General features: G+C 74.0%; 12 protein-coding genes. 6 read left to right on the top strand and 6 right to left on the bottom strand.

Going from position 1 to position 17,044, the window contains the following annotated elements:
* Nucleotides 1-17 precede the first annotated feature (17 nt).
* Both BGK67_RS04975 and BGK67_RS04970 read left to right on the top strand, forming a co-directional pair.
* Nucleotides 18-1,073 (top strand): AI-2E family transporter, encoded by a 1,056-nt coding sequence (locus tag BGK67_RS04975; RefSeq protein WP_069918751.1) that lies wholly within the window; start codon nt 18-20, stop codon nt 1,071-1,073.
* Nucleotides 1,074-1,103: 30 nt separating this feature from the next.
* Nucleotides 1,104-3,137 carry a prolyl oligopeptidase family serine peptidase gene (locus tag BGK67_RS04970; protein ID WP_069918750.1) on the top strand — a complete coding sequence of 678 codons (2,034 nt, stop codon included), beginning with the start codon at nt 1,104-1,106 and terminating at the stop codon, nt 3,135-3,137.
* A gap of 43 nt (nt 3,138-3,180) precedes the next feature.
* Here the strand turns inward: BGK67_RS04970 and BGK67_RS04965 are convergent, their stop codons facing one another.
* The 5 genes from BGK67_RS04965 to BGK67_RS04945 form a co-directional block, all read right to left on the bottom strand.
* Nucleotides 3,181-4,170: an endonuclease/exonuclease/phosphatase family protein gene (locus tag BGK67_RS04965; protein ID WP_069918749.1), complete on the bottom strand. Its 990-nt coding sequence runs from the start codon at nt 4,168-4,170 to the stop codon at nt 3,181-3,183.
* Between the two features lie 88 nt (nt 4,171-4,258).
* Nucleotides 4,259-4,909 carry a hypothetical protein gene (locus tag BGK67_RS04960; protein ID WP_141754011.1) on the bottom strand — a complete coding sequence of 217 codons (651 nt, stop codon included), beginning with the start codon at nt 4,907-4,909 and terminating at the stop codon, nt 4,259-4,261.
* A gap of 132 nt (nt 4,910-5,041) precedes the next feature.
* Complete coding sequence (locus tag BGK67_RS04955; RefSeq protein WP_244291149.1) at nt 5,042-7,099, bottom strand: RICIN domain-containing protein; 2,058 nt, start codon at nt 7,097-7,099, stop codon at nt 5,042-5,044.
* Between the two features lie 679 nt (nt 7,100-7,778).
* Nucleotides 7,779-8,576, bottom strand: a complete 798-nt coding sequence (locus BGK67_RS04950; protein WP_069918747.1) for an SGNH/GDSL hydrolase family protein — start codon at nt 8,574-8,576, stop codon at nt 7,779-7,781.
* The gene (locus BGK67_RS04945) at nt 8,573-9,148 is read right to left on the bottom strand and encodes a PadR family transcriptional regulator (RefSeq protein WP_069918746.1); all 576 of its coding nucleotides are present in this window, start codon (nt 9,146-9,148) and stop codon (nt 8,573-8,575) included. The genes BGK67_RS04950 and BGK67_RS04945 overlap by 4 nt, the downstream gene beginning before the upstream one ends.
* 87 nt (nt 9,149-9,235) lie before the next feature.
* Here BGK67_RS04945 and BGK67_RS04940 point away from each other — a divergent pair, with 87 nt between their 5' ends.
* The 3 genes from BGK67_RS04940 to BGK67_RS04930 all read left to right on the top strand — a co-directional run bounded on the left by BGK67_RS04940 (nt 9,236) and on the right by BGK67_RS04930 (nt 11,970).
* The gene (locus tag BGK67_RS04940; RefSeq protein ID WP_069918745.1) at nt 9,236-9,664 is read left to right on the top strand and encodes a nuclear transport factor 2 family protein; all 429 of its coding nucleotides are present in this window, start codon (nt 9,236-9,238) and stop codon (nt 9,662-9,664) included.
* Nucleotides 9,665-9,971: 307 nt separating this feature from the next.
* Complete coding sequence (locus BGK67_RS04935; protein WP_079154021.1) at nt 9,972-10,841, top strand: IS5 family transposase; 870 nt, start codon at nt 9,972-9,974, stop codon at nt 10,839-10,841.
* 259 nt (nt 10,842-11,100) lie between these two features.
* Nucleotides 11,101-11,970 (top strand): IS5 family transposase, encoded by an 870-nt coding sequence (locus BGK67_RS04930; protein ID WP_079154021.1) that lies wholly within the window; start codon nt 11,101-11,103, stop codon nt 11,968-11,970.
* A 21-nt stretch (nt 11,971-11,991) separates the two neighbouring features.
* Here the strand turns inward: BGK67_RS04930 and BGK67_RS04925 are convergent, their stop codons facing one another.
* Nucleotides 11,992-12,171 carry a hypothetical protein gene (locus BGK67_RS04925; protein WP_069918744.1) on the bottom strand — a complete coding sequence of 60 codons (180 nt, stop codon included), beginning with the start codon at nt 12,169-12,171 and terminating at the stop codon, nt 11,992-11,994.
* 467 nt (nt 12,172-12,638) lie between these two features.
* Here BGK67_RS04925 and BGK67_RS38710 point away from each other — a divergent pair, with 467 nt between their 5' ends.
* Nucleotides 12,639-17,021, top strand: a complete 4,383-nt coding sequence (locus BGK67_RS38710; protein WP_167739545.1) for a hypothetical protein — start codon at nt 12,639-12,641, stop codon at nt 17,019-17,021.
* Nucleotides 17,022-17,044: the final 23 nt, after the last annotated feature.

The raw sequence follows: 17,044 nt of genomic DNA, 5'->3' as shown, positions 1-17,044 counted from the left end.
GGTGGCACCCATGGCTCATGCCGCCGGTGTCAGCGTTCCTTCGTACGGCCGCCTCGTACGCCTGGCGTCTGCTGGTCGTGGGCGCCGCCGTCTACGCGGTCTTCGCCGTCCTCGGCCGCTTCCACGAGATCGGCGTGGCGCTCTTCCTCGGCCTCGTCGTCACGGCGCTGCTCTCCGCTCCCAACCGGCGGCTGGCCCGCGTACTGCCCCGGTCGCTGGCGGTCGCCGCCTGCCTGCTGGGCAGCACGGTGCTGCTGCTGGGCGTGCTGGTGCTGGTGGGCGAGGCGGTGGCGGGCGAGAGCACCACCCTGGTGCGGGAGTTCCGCGAGGGCCTGGGCCGCATCGAGCGGTGGCTGGAGCAACCGCCCTTCCGCCTCAACCCCGGAGCGCTGTCCGACGTCCAGTCCCGCGTCGGGCAGTACCTGTCGAGCCACCGCTCGACCCTGCTCAGTACGGCGCTCAGCGGAGCCGGCCACCTGGTGCAGGTGCTCACCGTGCTCGCCCTCGCCGTGTTCTCCTCCGTCTTCTTCCTGCACGGCGGGGACCGGCAGTGGGCTTGGTTCTGCGCGCAGCTGCCCGTCTCCGCCCGCGCGCGGGCGGCGGTGGCCGGGCGCGCGGCCTGGCGCGCGTTCACCGGCTACACCCACGGCATCGTGCTGGTCGCGGCGACGAACGCGGTCCTCGTCGGCCTGGCCCTGTACTTCCTCGGGGTCCCGCTGGCCGTCCCCCTGGCGCTGCTGGAGTTCTTCGCGGCCTTCATCCCCCTGATCGGCTCCCCGGTCGCGCTCGGGGTCGCCGCGGTGGTCGCCCTCGCCGCACAGGGGCCGTTGGTCGCGGGCTTGGTGGTCGCGCTGATCGTGGTCATCGGCCAGATCGAGGGGCACCTGCTGCATCCGCTGGTGATGAGCTGGGCCGTGCGGCTGCACCCGCTGGTGGTGGCGATCTCGGTGATCGCGGGCGCCATCGCCGCCGGAGTGGTGGGCGCGGTCGTCGCGGTTCCGCTGGTCTCGGTGATCTGGTCGGTGCGCACGGCCCTGCGCGATGCGCGCCACGACCCCGGGATCGCGCCCTGACCCGTGCGCCGCGTCGTGCACAATCGGCGGATGAGCGATGAAGACCCGTACCTCTGGCTGGAAGAGATCACCGGCGAGGCCGCCCTCGGCTGGGTCCGCGAGCGCAACGACGAGACCGTGGCCGCACTGACCGGGACCCCCGCCTTCAAGGTGCTGGAGAGCGCGATCCGCGAGGTCCTCGACGACGACGGCCGGATCCCCTACGTCGTCCGCCGCGGCGACCACCTCTACAACTTCTGGCAGGACGCCGACCACGTGCGCGGCCTGTGGCGGCGCACCACGCTGGAGGAGTACGTCAAGGACCGGCCCGTCTGGGAGCCGGTCCTCGACCTGGACGCCCTGGCCGAGGCCGAGGGGGAGAAGTGGGCCTGGGCGGGCAGCAGGGTCCTGGGCCCCGACCACCACCACGCGCTGGTGCTGCTGTCCCGGGACGGGGCGGACGCCTGCGTGGTGCGCGAGTTCGACCTGCGCACCCTGGAGTTCGCCGAGGGCGGCTTCGAGGTCGAGGAGGGCCGGACCACCATCGGGTGGATCGACCGCGACGAGGTCTGGATCGGCACCGACTTCGGCCCCGGCTCGATGTCCGGGTCCGGCTACCCGCTCCAGGTACGCCGCTGGAGGCGCGGCACGCCCCTGACCGGCGCCGAACTCGTCTACGAGGGCCGGCCCTCCGACATCTCGGCCACCGGCTGGCGCGACGACACCCCGGGCTTCGAACGGGACTTCCTCCACCGGCAGATCGACTTCTGGCACCAGGAGCTCTTCCTGCTCCCGGCGGGCGCGGCCGCCGCGGAGCCCGAGAAGATCGAGGTGCCGGACGACGCCGGCGCGTCCGTCCACCGGGAGTGGCTGATCGTCGCCCCGAAGTCGCCGTGGCTCGGCCACGCCGCGGGCACGCTGCTGGCCTTCGACTTCGAGGCCTTCCGGGCGGGGGAGCGGGAGGCGGCGGTGCTGTTCACCCCGGACGAGCACACCGCGCTCGCCGGATGGAGCTGGACCCGCAACCACCTGATCCTCACCACACGCGCCGACGTCTCCTCCCGGATGGAGATCCTGACCCCGGGACCGGGCCCCGACGGCTGGCGCCGCGCCCCGCTGGCCGGGGTGCCGCCGCTGTCCACGGCCTCGGTCACGTGCACCGACCCGGACGTCGGCGACGAGTACTTCCTGAACGTCTCCGGCTACCTTCAGCCGTCCACCCTCTACCGGGGCACGGCGGGCGAGGGCGGGGGCGAGAGCGTGAAGCGGGGGCCGGCGCTGTTCGACACCGAGGGTCTCGCCGTGCGCCAGTACTTCGCCCTGTCCGCGGACGGTACGACGGTCCCCTATTTCGTCGTCGGGCCCGAGGACCGGCCCGGACCCGGACCCACGCTGATGTACGGGTACGGCGGCTTCGAGATCTCCATGGTCCCGCAGTACAGCGCGGTCACCGGCCGGGCCTGGCTGGCGCGCGGCGGCACCTACGTCGTCGCGGGCATCCGCGGGGGGCACGAGTACGGGCCGGACTGGCACAAAGCCGCCCTCGGGGCGAACCGGGTCAGGGCCTTCGAGGACTTCGCCGCCGTGGCCCGGGACCTCACCGCCCGCGGCATCACCACCCCCGCCCAGCTGGGCATCGAGGGAGGCAGCAACGGCGGCCTCCTGATGGGCGCGATGCTCACCCGCTACCCGGAGCTGTTCGGCGCCGTCGTCTCGCACGTGCCGCTGATGGACATGCTCCGCTTCCACCGGCTGCTCGCGGGCGCCAGCTGGACCGCCGAGTACGGGGACCCGGACAACCCCGCCGACCGGCCCCACCTGGAGGACATCTCGCCCTACCACCGGATCCGGACCGAGGGGCCCGCGTACCCGCCCCTGCTGCTGCTCACCTCGACCCGCGACGACCGGGTCCACCCCGGGCACGCCCGCAAGATGGCCGCCCGGCTGCGCGAGGCCGGGCACCCCGTCCTGTTCCACGAGCACCTGGGCGGCGGCCACGCCGGGGCCACCGACCACGAGCAGACGGCCTTCAACGAGGCGCTCGTGCACACCTTCCTGTGGGAGCGGCTGACCCCGGGCGCCTGATCGGCCCGACACCTTCCCGGCGTCGCGGGCGCCCCGGCCCTCCTCACCACCGCAGCGACGCCGCCACCGGCAGGTGGTCGCTGGCGGTGGCCGGCAGGGTCCAGGCGGACACCGGGGTCAGGTCCCGGAGCAGGATCTGGTCGATGCGGGCCACGGGGAACCGCGCGGGCCAGCTGAAACCGAACCACGTGCCCGCCGCCTCCTGCGCCGAGCGGAAGCGGCCCGTCACCGGCGCGAGCGCCCGGTCGTCGGTGGTGCCGTTGAAGTCGCCCAGCAGCAGCGTGCGCCCGGCCGGGGCGGAGGCCAGCTCCGCCGCCAGCCGGCCCGCGGCCTCGTTGCGGCGGCCGGTGGTGAAACCCGAGCCGGGGAGGATCCGCACGGAGGGGAGATGGGCCACGTACACGGTGAGCGGGCCGCCGGGGGTCTGTGCGGTGGTCCGCAGGGCGCTGCGCCACGGTACGAGCGGCACCGCGGCCGTGTCGCGCAGGGGGTAGGTGCTCCACAGGCCGACCGTGCCCGCCACCGCGTGGTACGGATGGCTCGCGGCGAGCGTCCGCTCGTACTCCCGCAGCGCGGGCCCGGTGAGCTCCTCCAGCGCGATCAGCTGCGCGCCGGAAGCGGCGAGGGCCCGGGCGGTGCCTGCCGGATCGGGGTTCACGTCGTCGACGTTGTGGGTGACGACGGTGAGGTCCGCCGGGCCGCCGGTTCCCCGGTCGAGGAACGTGCCGCCGTGCACACCGGCCCAGGTGGCCGCGGGCAGCAGGGCGGCGGCCACCGCCACCCGGGAGCGGCGCAGCAGCGCGGCGGCGAGCAGCGCCACGGCCGCCGCGGCGGTCCAGGGCAGGAAGGTCTCGACGAGGCTGCCGAGGTGGGGGCCCCGGTCCGGGATCCAGCCGTGCAGCAGCATCAGCAGCGTCACGAGGACGGCGAGGGCGGCGATCAGCCGGCCTCGGCCGACGTGCGGGGCGCGGTCGAAGCGGGGGAGGAGCCGGCGGCGCCGCGGGGCCGCCGGGGTGTCTGCGCGCACGTTCATACCTCGGGGACGTCCGCGAGGGGGTTCGGGGTTCTGCGGTTCCGCCGGTGGGCACCCGCCGCTCTGCCCGCGGCCGCCGCCGGGAGTGCTACCCGGAGGTCCGGCCGGTGCCCGGGCCCGGGGCGCGCATCCGCCGTACCCGTCGCCGCCGCAGCAGGAGGCCGCCCGCCGCGCCGGCCAGCGCCGCCGCGGCCACGCCCGCCGTGGTCCACCAGACGGTGTGGTCCGCGTTCCCCGCGGGCGTCGTGCCGGAAGCCGAGGGGGCGGCCGGCTCGGGGGCGGACGCGGACGCCGGTGCGGATGCGTCCGCGGACGCCGGTGCGGTCGGCGCGGGCGCCGCGGAGCCGGTGCTGGGGGCCGGGTCCACCACCGGTACGGAGACCGCCAGTTCGCCGTGTCCGAGGGCCGGGAACCCCACGTCGACGGTGACCTTCCAGGCGCCGGGCGGCAGGGTCTCGGCCGTGGTCCAACCCGCGGGGGCGGCCGCGACGTCGCGGATCAGCCGCCAGGGCCCCGCCGTGCGGGAGCCGTCGGCGCTGACGGCGTTCACGGTGGCGGCGACGGTCTCGTCGACGGGGTCCCCGTCGTTCTCCCAGGTGATGTCGGCGGTGACGTGGCCCTCGCGCTGCCCGGTGACCGTGACCTTCACGGTGTCGCCGTGGGCGTGGGTCGCGGTGGGGGTCAGGAACATGAGGCCGACTGCGGCCAGCAGGGCCGGAATAGCGATTCTTGTGCGCATCGTGGCGGTGCTCCGGGTGGCTGGGGTGAGGGGACCGGCGGACGGCCGCGAGGTGCGGCCGTCCGCCGGGGGTGGGCCGGCCGGGGCGGTCGGTGACCGCCCCGCGCCGGTCAGCGGGCCGGTGAGGGGCGGTCAGCCGGCCTTCTGGACGGTCCACGCCTGCGTGGCGCGGCCGTCCGCACGCTGGAGGTCGAGCAGCCAGTTCCCGTAGTAGGGGCGGTTGCTCACGGTCAGCGCGAAGCCGCCGCCCGGGTCCGTGACGGTGACCGCGCCGCCGCGGGAGGTCAGCTTCCAGGCCTGCGCGCCGTTCGCGCCGCAGGTCTGCTGCACGACCCACATGCCCGCGGCGGGGGTACCGCCCGGCTGCAGGCACTTGCCGGATACCGCGGACCGGATGCGGACCTGCCCGCCGCCCGCGTCGTCGAAGTACCACTGCTGCTGGGCGTATCCGTTGGCCCGCGCACCGACGAGCACGGTGCCGTCCGCGCCGCGGCCGCCCCACACCTCGGCGTTCATCCCGGTGCTGCCGTTGCCGAGCAGGTACTTGGTGTTCGGGGTGGTCGCGCCGCCGCCCGCACCCGTCGTACGGAAGGAGGCGGCCTTGCCCGGTCCGCTGTCACGGCCGGAGGCGTCGCGGACCGAGACGGTGACCGTGTACGCGGTGTTCGGCTGGAGGTTGTAGATGCGCAGCGCCTGGGACTGCACCCACGCCAGGTGCTTGCCGCCGAGCAGGACCTGGTACCAGGCGGCGCCCTCGACCTTGGGCCAGCTCACCACGACCGAGTCGGACTGGATCTGGGCCGCCGTCACGGCCGGACCGCCGGTGGGCTTCTTGGTCGGCGTCGGCGTGGGCTTCTTGGTCGGGGTGGGGTTCGGGTTCGGACCGGGGTCGGTGTCGCCGCCCCCCTTGGTGCGCATCAGGAACTGGTTGTCGGCGATGTTCCAGTGCGTGGCGAGGTAGCTGCCCGGCTTCGGGCTGGTGTGGAAGTAGTCGTCGTGGTTGCAGTCCAGGATGTTCTCGGAGGCCTGGTTGGTGCAGATGTTGCGCATCTGCGGGTAGTACGGCGTGTCCGAGTAGCACATGACGTCGAACTCGTCGGTGCAGTGCGCGCCGCGGCTGGTGTTCGGGGCGCTGTTGTTGACCGCGCCCAGGTTGTGGCCGAGTTCGTGCGCGGCGGTGTGCCCGCCCCAGCAGCCGGAGTCCGTACGCCCGTAGGAGGGGCCGAAGTTGCTCAGGTTGGCCTGGCCGGGACGCTCGTCGCCGTTGAAGGTGCCGATGCCGCAGTAGACCTGGCTGTCAGCGAAGATCATGTACTTGCGGTCGCGGCGGTCGAGCCCCTTGGCGGCGAGCGCGGCGTTGGTCGCGCTGAACTCGGCCAGCGCCGAGGCCGGCAGCTCGATGTTGAGGACCGTGGGGGTGCAGTCCGCGGCGGTCACGTAGCGGATGTGCCGGACCCCGCCTGTCTCCTTGGCGCTCGCCGCGTAGATGAGGTCGGCGTCGGCCGCCCACTTGCGGAACGAGGCGACGTACTCGGAGTAGCGGTCGCGGCCGGGAGCGTGGACGTAGACCACCTGGACGCGGTTGCCGGTGCTGCCGTCGCCGTCGCACTGGACGGTCTGGCCCGCGGGGCCGGCGGCGACGGCCTGGCCGCCGGCGGCCGGGGCCGCGGGGGCGGGCGCCTTCGCGGAGGCCGCGGCGGCGTCGGCGGCGGGCGCGTCCTGAGGACGCCCGCCGCCTTCCGTGGTCGCCGGGTCCTCGGCCGCGGGCTTGGCCGGATCGGCCGCGGGGGCCGAGGCCTTGACGGCGGGTGCGATGTCCTTGGTGATGTCGACGCCCTTGGGCGGGGCGTCGGGGCCGTGGGTGCAGTGGCCGGCGCCGGTGCGGTAGACGCCGACGCACTTGTCGCCCTTCGGGGCCACCTCGAGGCCGTCGTAGACCATGCCGCGGTCGCTCTCGTTGGCGGGCGCGCTCGCGATGGGCTCCGGCTCCTGGTCCCGGGCGGGTGCGGCCGCCGGCGCCGCGGCTTCCACCGCGGCGGCCTCGGCGGGGGCCGCGGCCTGGGCCCCGTCGCCGCTGCCGGAGTACGCGATGCCTCCGGCGATCACCGCCGCCGTGGCCATGGCGGCGGTGAGGAGTATCAACCGCCGGGGTTTGCGGCGGTGTTCGGGCCGTCTGCGACGTCCTGTCATGGGCACCTCAAATCGAGTTCGGAACACTGGGTGCGCGGAAGCCTGCCAGACGAATGCGCCGGAGAATTCGGACAAAGAGGAGCGTGGTTCGAGAAATCGTTCCGTTACCTGTTGATCGAATTTGACGAACCATCAATAAGCTTCAAAATAAGGGTAGTTACGCGCGTCGCAGGTGATTGGTCCAGGCCTTCAAGGGGGAGTCGTTATCGAATCGAGATATGAACCGGAGTCTTATTGACGGGAATTCAGTCAGGTATTCACCCAATAACTACCTGTCGAATTGCCTCCGTTACGACCCGTGAGGAACCGTCCGCAATCCCTGCCGTCCACCACAAACGGGGCCCGGATGCGGCCCGACGGCGGCCGGTGGGCCGGCCGGGGGCCCGTTGCCCCGGCGGGACCGCGATCGTTTGAGGGTTGACGGGTGGCCGGGCACGGCCATCGCCAGAGGGCGCTCCCGCCCCCGGAGCCCGGGGCCGGCGACCTGGTCCGGCTGCTGTGCTTTCGCTGGACGCGGCACGCTGGAGCGGGCCTTCGCCCGCCGGCCGCCCCCGATGCACCGCGTGCCCCAGTCCGCCGTCGGCGGACTGGAGCACCGTCCCGCACCAGACGCTCCGCGACGGCTCCTGTACGGATACCGGCCAGGCCGTCTCTTCCGGATCTCGCCGGGCGGCGTGGGTCAGGCAGGATCCGGAAGGGACGGCCTACCGAGCGGCAGGAGTTCGGGGCGCTTCGCGGTGCGGCCGTCGCCGGAGGACCGGCCGCGCAGGCGGCGGCCGATCCACGGCCCGAGGAACCCGGCCGCCCAGCGCAGTTCGGCTCCCGCGGCCTGCAGGCGGCCGGGCAGGGCCCGCGGCGGCAGGGGGAGGGTCCAGGAGTCGTCGCTGCCGGGCAGGCGGACGGCTTCGGCGAGGGCGGCGGCGATCCGCGCGTGGCCGAGGGAGCTGACGTGGAGGCGGTCCGGGGCCCACAGCCGCGGGTCGGTGGCGACGGGCTGCGCGGCGATCTCGGCGACCATGACCCCGTGCCGGGCGGCCGCGGCGCGGACGCCCTCGTTCAGGGCGGACACGCGCGAGGCGAGCGGCCGGGCCAGCGGTGCGATCTCCCCCAGGTCGGGCACGGTCACGGTCATCACGCGGGCCCCGGCCGCCGTGAGCGCGGCGAACATCTCCTCGAGGTGCCCGGCCACCTCCTCGGCGTTGAACCGGGGCCGCAGCAGGTCGTTGACCCCGGCGACGACGGTGGCCAGGTCGGGGCGCAGGGCCAGCGCGGGCGCCAGCTGCTCGGCGCGGACCTGGCCGGCCAGCCGCCCGCGCACGGCGAGGTTGGCGTAGGCGAGCCCGGGACTCGCGACCGCGAGGTGTTCGGCGAACCGGTCGGCGAAGCCCCGCAGTCCGGTGGTGTCGTCGCCGTCGCCCACCCCCTCGGTCTGGCTGTCGCCCAGGGCGACGTAACGCAGGTACGCACTGTTCGTCACGAGTCGCCGTCCTCTTCTCCGGTCAGCCGCGCCCTCAGGACGGCCGCGGTCCGCAGGCACCAGTCGCGGTGCCCCTGTTCGAAAGCCACACCGCGCAGGCACGTCAGATAGCCGCCGATCCGCTCGCCGCTCCGGAGGAACTCCTCCTCGTCCGCGTCGCCGCGCATCCGCCGCAGCAGCGAGTCGAGCAGCTCGATCTTGGCCTCGGCGGCGACGGCCCGGGCTTCGAGCTGTTCGATCACCGGCCGGGTGCCGATCCGGTCGGCCGTCTGCACCTTGACGAGCAGGTCGTCGCGGATGACCGAGGGCTTCGCCGCGCCCGCGGCGAACTCCTCCAGCGCGGCGCGGCCGGCGTCGGTGACGTGGAAGAGGCGCTTGTTGGGCCGGGTCTCCTGGACCACCTGCCGGCCCGCCACCAGGCCTTCCTTCTCCAGCTTGGCCAGCTCGGCGTACAGCTGCTGGGGGAGCGCGTGCCAGAAGTTCGCGACGCTGACGTCGAACACCTTGGCCAGCTGGTAACCGCTGTACTCGCCTTCGAGCAGCGCCGCCAGCACGGCATGTCGCAAGGCCATCGCCGCAGCCCCTTCCCTCGCCTCGTCCGTCCGGTGCATCATACTCAAGAAAGTGACTAGTCACATTCTTGAGTATGAGGAGGGGTCATGGAGACTGCCGAACGCTTCCGCGCCGCCGTGGAGAAGCGCGATCTCACCGCGCTGGACGACCTGTTCACCGACGACATCCGGTTGTACAGCCCGGTGAAGTTCACCCCGTTCGAGGGGAAGCCGATGGTGCTGGGACTCTTCGGCGTCCTGCTGCGCGTCTTCGAGGACCTCCGCTACGTCGGCTCCCTGGAGGGCACGGCCGAGACCAGCGCCGACGGCACGGAGGCCCCCTCGGCGATCCTGCCCTTCCGGGCCGTGGTGGACGGCAGGCAGATCCACGGGATCGACCTGCTCCAGTTCGACGAGGCGGGCCGGGTCAAGGAGTTCACCGTGATGGTCCGCCCCCAGTCCGCCGTGCAGGCCCTGGGCCAGGCGGTCCTGGCCGGCCTGGTGGCCGACGGTCTGGTCCCCGACCCCGCCGCCTGATCCCCGCCCCGCCCTCGGGCCGTCTCTTTCGCAGCCTGTCGGGCCGGCGAAATCGGAACGAGACGGCCCCTAAGAGGTCGTTTTCACCTGGACTGCGGCTTATCAACAGCTTCTCGGAGTGTCGGGTTGCGGTGCAGGTGAGGTTGCGGTGGCGATCGACGCCAGCGGGGACGGGTGGGGTGGCTGATGGGGCGAAAAGCCACGTGTTCCTGTCTCATCCCAGGATGACCGGTCTCCGAGGTCGTGTGCTTCCACCGTCGCGGGTGTGCGCCTGGGCGCATGCGGTCCGGCGCGGTACGCCGGACGTATGGCGAAGCGACGTCCGTATCCGAGCGATCTGTCCGATGCCCGTTGGGAGTTGATCGAGCCGGTGCTGGCCGCATGGCGCTTCGAGCGCCGCGGCCGGGCCCTGGACTTCGGCCGGCCGCCCGAACACGACCTGCGCGACATCATGGACGCGATCTTGTATGTCGACCGTACCGGGGTCCAGTGGCGCTACCTCCCGCACGACTTCCCGCACTGGAACACCGTCTACGGCTACTTCGCCAAGTGGGCTGACGAGGGCGTGTTCGCCCAGCTCAACGGCCTGCTCCGGCAGCTTCTGCGAGAGAAGGAGGGCCGGGACGCAGAGCCAACGGCCTGTGTGATCGACGCCCAGAGTGTCAAGACCTCCACCAGCGTCCCCGCTGCCGGCCAGGGCGTCGACGCGGGCAAGAAGATCGTGGGCAGGAAGCGGAGCATCGTCACCGACACGCTCGGCCTTGTCCTCGCAGTGTTGGTCACCGCGGCGAGCGTGCAGGACTCCGTTGCCGGCACCTCGCTGCTCGACCAGGTCGCCGCCGAACACCCCCGCATCCGCAAGGTGTGGGTCGACGGCGGTTACCGCCAGCACCTCGTTGAGCATGCCGCCACACTCGGCATCGACATGGAGATCACCACCCGCAAGCCCGGGACCAGGGGATTCACCCCCATGCCCAAACGGTGGGCGGTCGAGCGGACCTACGGCTGGCTCATGTTCCACCGACGCCTTGCCCGCGACTACGAAACCTTGCCCACCCGCTCCGAAGCCGTGATCCACATCGCCATGACCGACCTCATGGCCCGCCGCCTCACAAGCGAGAACACCATCTCCTGGCGCGACCCGAAGACGGCCACGGAACACCCGATTCTGGGATGAAACATCGGACGAAAACGACCTCTAAGAGGTCGTTTTCACCTGGACTGCGGCTTATCAACAGCTTCTCGGAGTGTCGGGTTGCGGTGCAGGTGAGGTTGCGGTGGCGATCGACGCCAGCGGGGACGGGTGGGGTGGCTGATGGGGCGAAAAGCCACGTGTTCCTGTCTCATCCCAGGATGACCGGTCTCCGAGGTCGTGTGCTTCCACCGTCGCGGGTGTGCGCCTGGGCGCATGCGGTCCGGCGCGGTACGCCGGACGTATGGCGAAGCGACGTCCGTATCCGAGCGATCTGTCCGATGCCCGTTGGGAGTTGATCGAGCCGGTGCTGGCCGCATGGCGCTTCGAGCGCCGCGGCCGGGCCCTGGACTTCGGCCGGCCGCCCGAACACGACCTGCGCGACATCATGGACGCGATCTTGTATGTCGACCGTACCGGGGTCCAGTGGCGCTACCTCCCGCACGACTTCCCGCACTGGAACACCGTCTACGGCTACTTCGCCAAGTGGGCTGACGAGGGCGTGTTCGCCCAGCTCAACGGCCTGCTCCGGCAGCTTCTGCGAGAGAAGGAGGGCCGGGACGCAGAGCCAACGGCCTGTGTGATCGACGCCCAGAGTGTCAAGACCTCCACCAGCGTCCCCGCTGCCGGCCAGGGCGTCGACGCGGGCAAGAAGATCGTGGGCAGGAAGCGGAGCATCGTCACCGACACGCTCGGCCTTGTCCTCGCAGTGTTGGTCACCGCGGCGAGCGTGCAGGACTCCGTTGCCGGCACCTCGCTGCTCGACCAGGTCGCCGCCGAACACCCCCGCATCCGCAAGGTGTGGGTCGACGGCGGTTACCGCCAGCACCTCGTTGAGCATGCCGCCACACTCGGCATCGACATGGAGATCACCACCCGCAAGCCCGGGACCAGGGGATTCACCCCCATGCCCAAACGGTGGGCGGTCGAGCGGACCTACGGCTGGCTCATGTTCCACCGACGCCTTGCCCGCGACTACGAAACCTTGCCCACCCGCTCCGAAGCCGTGATCCACATCGCCATGACCGACCTCATGGCCCGCCGCCTCACAAGCGAGAACACCATCTCCTGGCGCGACCCGAAGACGGCCACGGAACACCCGATTCTGGGATGAAACATCGGACGAAAACGACCTCTAAGGCCTCTTCTCGCCGTCGGCGAGGATGAGGTCGGCGGCGTAGTGCGGGCACGCCGCCGTGTGCCAGGTCACCGACAGCGCGCCCCCCACGGCGCTCAGGGTCCGCGCGACCCCTTCTTTGTCGGTGGCCCGGCAGTACGCGCAGACAACGGTCTTGGGGCGCAGAAAATCGAGCATGGTCACGTCCTTCCCGCGGGCAGTGTGCGCACGGACTGGTCCAGAAGTATCAAATCCTGGCGCCGTCGGGTCCCGATACCCACGAGTACGCGCAAACCGTTCTCGTGGGAATCCGTCCCGGAGCTGTCAGTAGCGCCTGGCAGGATCGGACGCATGAACCTTCCCGTCCCCCTCCCGTCGGAACCCCACAGGTCGGAGGCGTACGCCGACTGGGTCCGCGCCCACGACCCGGGCGCGGAAGCCGCCGCGGCCCGCCTGCTCGCCGACGTGCGCGACCGCGTGTCGCGCGCGTACCCGAAGGCGGGCCGCGCCCTGGACGGGATGGCGCACCTCGCGCGAGGGCTGCCGCCGGCCCATCTGCCCTGGTTCTGGGACACCATGGCCCACGTCTCCTCTCCTGGGACCCGAAGGCCGCCGCCCGCGCGTACACCCTGGCCCGCACCGCCGAGCGGGAGCACGCCCTCCCGGTGGACCCGGACTGGCGCCGGGAGAACGCGCTGCTGCTCGCCCGCGCCGGCGCCCTGCCCGCCAAGGAGCTCCGCGCCCACCAGACGTGGCTGGCCGCGGAGCTGGACCCCGCCGCCGCGCACACGGAGTACGTACGGGTCCTCACCGCCTGGGCGGCCTCGCCCGGGGAACCGCCCGCCGATCTGGCCCGCGGGGTCAGGGCGTCGGCGCGCGCCGCCGGGCTCGGCCCGGCCGAGGAGGCCCGGGTGCTGGCCGCGCTGATCGGCGCGGCCAGCGGGAAGGCCGTACCGGACACCCTGCTCGACGCGGTGGCCGCGCTGCTGGCCGACCACCCGCAGGGCGACGGGGTGAACGCCCGGCTGCTGGAGGTGTTCCCGGAGTCGAGGAACGACGCGGCGGCCTGGCTGCGGCTCCTGCTGCGCTCGGGCGCGGCCGACGCGGCGGCCGCCGGGCGGATCACCCCGGAGGGCGGCCTCGCCGCCTGGCTGGGGCGCTACACCCGCAGCTACTCCCACCGCAAGGAGCCGTACGGGGGCGTGTCCCGCCAGCCGATGCCCCCGGAACTGCTCGACCTCGCGGCCCGGTTCGCGCCCCGGCTGCGCGCGGCCGGACAGCCCGTCCGGCTGCACGAGGACCGCTACCGCTGGCCCGGCCTGGACGCGGACCTGCTGGACGTCTGCCTCGCCGAGGGAGTCGCGGTGCAGGACCCGGGCGAGGCGGTCCGGCTCCACTTCTGGGGCGAGCGCTCGCGGCGCGACCTCAAGGCCCTCGCGGCGGACCCGGTGTTCGGGCCGCGCCTGGAGGGCACCGTGCACGCCGGACTGCGGGGCGCCGGCACGGCGATCACCCGGCTCCCGGAGAACGCGGGCATCGCCGCCGAAGTGCACACCAGGATCGAGAGCCTGATCGGCGCACTCGCGGGCGGCGGGCTGGCCGCGGCGGCCGAAGCCGTCGGCGAACTGCGCGGCCTGTTGGACCGGCCGACGGCCACGGCCCTGGACGGCATCGAGGAGGTGCTGGCCTCCCTCGACCTGACGGGCTCGCTCGCCCGCACCCTGCGGGCCGGTCTGCCCGAGGAGTTGGGCTGGCCCGCCCTGGACGCGGCCCTGGCCGGCTTCGGCCCCGGCGAGCTCGCGGGCGTCACCTGCACCTGGCCCGTCCTCACGCTCTACGGCCGGGAGAGCGCCGTCGCCGTGGCCCCCTCGGGCGTGCGGGCGGCCCACGCGTTCACACTGCCCGCGCAGACCACGCACCACACGGTCCACTTCGCGGGCGGCCAGTTCATGGTGAGCTGGACCACGGACCCCAAGAGCCCCTTCGCCACCCACGCCTTCTGGACCGGCAGCCCCGAGGACGTGTTCCGGCCCGAGCAGGCACGCGGACTGCGGCCGTACCTGGACAGCATCCAGGGCGGCCTGGGCTACCAGTTCGAGAGCGCGGACGGCCGGGGCAGGCACGACGGCGAGGGGGTTCTGCGGCCCGGCGGCCGCGAAGGCATCCGGCACCACGACTACCAGATGGGCGACGGCTCCGGCATCTGGAGCTCCGAGGTCTTCGCCTCGGGGGACGACTGGGCCCGCGTCGACCCCGTCACCGGAGCGCGCGCCGCGGAGCCCACGCTGCCCGACTTCCACCGTAGGGCCGAGGTGCCGCCCGCAATGGCGCTCTTCCGGGACCAGTTGACCCTGGCGGCCCTGCCGGAGGGCGCGCCCGCCTCACCGCTGGGCCAGGACGGGCGCCTGACGGGCTGCCGGGTGCTGTACCGCACGCCGTACGCGGGACCCTCGCCGACCGACTTCCTGCTGGAGGGGATCGACGGCCGCCGCGCCCGCTACCGCAGCAGGCGCCCGGGCCGCCGCCCCTGGGGCATCGTCCGGATGCCCCAGGGCGGCGAGGACGCGGTGCTCGCGGGCGAGGCGGCCATCCGCTGCCACGCCGCCGAGGACGGCTCCCTGCTGTGGGAGGCGCACGGCCTCCACGGCCCCGACCGCTCCTCCCGCGACCGGCCCTCCGCCCACGGCGTCGGCCCGGTCCCGCCGCCCGCCTACTGGCACTTCCTCGCCCCCCGCGACGAACCGTCCTCCAAGGCGCTGCGCGCGATCGGCGACGAGGCCGTACGGGCCCTGCTCGACGCGGCCCTCCTCGACGCGGCCGGTGAAACGGGCGTGCGCGCCGTGATCGCCCGGGCGCTGCCCGAGGTGACCGAGCCGCGCGTGGTCGACGGCGTCGTCCGCGCCGCGCTGCTCGCCGCCGATGTCCGACGGCGCCGGGAGGACCTGTCCCGCCGCGTCGGCATCATGCGGTCCGGGCCGGTGGTACGGCTCGCCGAGGCCGTCGCGGACACCGCCCTGGCCGCCGCGCTCGGCGGGCTGCTGCCCGAGGTCCGGCCGTACCACGCGTACGTGCCCGGGCCGCATCCCGCGACCCTGACGGCGCTCGCCGCGGACGGCCGCCACCTGCGGGGCGAGATCGACGACGAGACGCGCCGGCTGGCACCGCACGCCGCCCCGGCCGATTGGGCCGTGCTCCTGGGCGGGATCGACGCGGTGGCCTGGCGGGCCGCCGTCGGCACCACCGCCGAGGCGGAGCGCGGGGCCCTGGCCGCCCTGCTGGAGACCTGGAGCGGCCAGCCGTACGCGGAGCCCGGCGGCCGGTGGCGCACCGGCCGGGCGCCCGAGGCCGCGCTGGCGCGCTGCCGGGCGGCGGGGCGCCCGGTGGCCTCCGGCCCCGAGCGCGGCGGCCTGGCCCGCTTCGTGCAGTCCGCGGCGGACCCGTCGCCGGAGGCCGCCCCGGCGTCCGGGGACGGCGAGGGGACCGGGGAGGCCGGGTACGAGATCGTCGTCATCGGGCGGGACGACGCGGCGCGGCTGCCCCGGCTGCTGCGGCTGGTGGCCGAGCGGGGACCGCTCGCGCCGCCGGCCGAGGCGCTGGACCTGTTCTCGCGGCGCACGGGTGTCCGGCGCCCGATCGCCGCCCTGGTGCTCGGCGGGCTGCCCCGGCGGGCGAACCACGACGAGCACCTGAAGCTGCTGCGCGCGGCCCCGTACAAGGCCGACCGGGCCGTGGCCCGCCAGTACGACGACCTCTGCCACCGCCTGGGCGACACCGGGCGGCGCGCGGTGCTCGCGGCGGGCCTGCCCGAGGACCCGGCCGAGCTGTGGGAGGAGGGCGCGCTGAGCGCGGCGGCCGAACGGATGGCCGCGGCCTGGGCGGAGCGGCTCGGAACCACCCCCTACGTGGACGAGGAACTCGCGAACGCCCTGGAGACCGACCTGGGCCTGGGCGACGGCTGGGCCCGAGCCCTCGCGGCCGGGGGAGCCGCGGCCGGGGAAGCCGCGCCCGGGGAAGCCGCGCCCGGGGAAGCCGCGACCCCGGGCGGCTCCGGGTACGTCCTGGTGGGCAGCCGGAGCGGCGGGCTCAGCCTGCACCACGCCGAGCCGGACGGCAGCGCCGGCCGGCGGGCGGGCCTGCCCGGGTCCTTCCCCGCCGAGCCCGCGTCCGTCGTGGCCTGGGCGCTGACGGAGCGTCCGGTCGGTGATCCGGCGGCGCGGGCCGCCACCGCCCTCTACGGCACCCTGCGCGCGCGGCTGGACGACCCGCGGACGCTGATCCCGCTGTGCTCGAACGCCGCGCTGGGCCGCGCGGCGGCCCAGGACCCGGCCTTCCTCCCGTACGCGGGCACCGTGCTGCCCTGCCCGGAGCCGCCCTACCGGGAGGACACCGAACCGGCCGCGGCCTACGACGACGGGCTGTTCGTGGTCGCGTCGCCGGGCCGTGACGTGTTCCTGCGCCCGGCCTCCCTGGCGGATCCGCAGCGGGTGGAGCGCGCGGTGCGGCTGTGCGGCGAACTGGGCCTGCCCCGGGTGCTGGAGGCCGTCCGGCGGATCCAGGCCGTGTGCGGCGGGGGGCTGGCCCGGATGGTCGCCCGCGCCGCCTCGACGCCCGTGCCGCCGGGCGGCTACGAGCTGAACCCGGCCTCGAGCGTCCCGGAGCTGGTCGCCGAGGTCGCGGGCGCCCTCGGGGTCGGTGCGGACGCGGCCGCCCTCCACCTCCAGCTCCTGGCCCTGGCCAGGCCCACCGACCGGGGCGTCCGCCGATGGAACGGCTGGACCCCCGCCCGCCACAAGGCGGCCCAGGCGGAACTGGAGGCGGCGGGCGCGATCCACACCGGCAAGCGGGCCCGCGCGGGACGGACGGCGTTCGTGCCGGGCGCGTGGGCGGAGTTCAAGGCCCCCCACCTGCCGCTGGAAGCCGCCAAACTCCCCGACCACGGGGTGTCCGCCGACTCCTCGGAGTTCCAGGGCCCGTTCGTCCGCCTCCTGTCGCCGGTCCCCGTGCACGAACTGTTCGCACGGGCCTGGGCGCGGGCCGTCGGAGGCTGACCCGAGGCCGGGCCGCCCCGCGA

This window comes from Streptomyces subrutilus (assembly GCF_001746425.1).
In the GTDB taxonomy this organism is placed as follows: Bacteria; Actinomycetota; Actinomycetes; order Streptomycetales; family Streptomycetaceae; genus Streptomyces; species Streptomyces subrutilus_A.
Note: the sequence above shows the minus strand (reverse complement) of the source record. Positions and strands in the feature narration are given on the sequence as shown.

Bases quoted from the DNA above. Each gene is read 5' to 3' on its own strand.
- BGK67_RS04930 (WP_079154021.1), top strand. From the start codon at position 11,101: ATGGCGAAGCGACGTCCGTATCCGAGCGATCTGTCCGATGCCCGTTGG.
- BGK67_RS04935 (WP_079154021.1), top strand. From the start codon at position 9,972: ATGGCGAAGCGACGTCCGTATCCGAGCGATCTGTCCGATGCCCGTTGG.
- BGK67_RS04960 (WP_141754011.1), bottom strand. From the start codon at position 4,909: ATGCGCACAAGAATCGCTATTCCGGCCCTGCTGGCCGCAGTCGGCCTC.
- BGK67_RS04975 (WP_069918751.1), top strand. From the start codon at position 18: ATGCCGCCGGTGTCAGCGTTCCTTCGTACGGCCGCCTCGTACGCCTGG.
- BGK67_RS04970 (WP_069918750.1), top strand. From the start codon at position 1,104: ATGAGCGATGAAGACCCGTACCTCTGGCTGGAAGAGATCACCGGCGAG.
- BGK67_RS04955 (WP_244291149.1), bottom strand. From the start codon at position 7,099: ATGACAGGACGTCGCAGACGGCCCGAACACCGCCGCAAACCCCGGCGG.
- BGK67_RS04965 (WP_069918749.1), bottom strand. From the start codon at position 4,170: ATGAACGTGCGCGCAGACACCCCGGCGGCCCCGCGGCGCCGCCGGCTC.
- BGK67_RS04925 (WP_069918744.1), bottom strand. From the start codon at position 12,171: ATGCTCGATTTTCTGCGCCCCAAGACCGTTGTCTGCGCGTACTGCCGG.
- BGK67_RS04945 (WP_069918746.1), bottom strand. From the start codon at position 9,148: ATGGCCTTGCGACATGCCGTGCTGGCGGCGCTGCTCGAAGGCGAGTAC.
- BGK67_RS04940 (WP_069918745.1), top strand. From the start codon at position 9,236: ATGGAGACTGCCGAACGCTTCCGCGCCGCCGTGGAGAAGCGCGATCTC.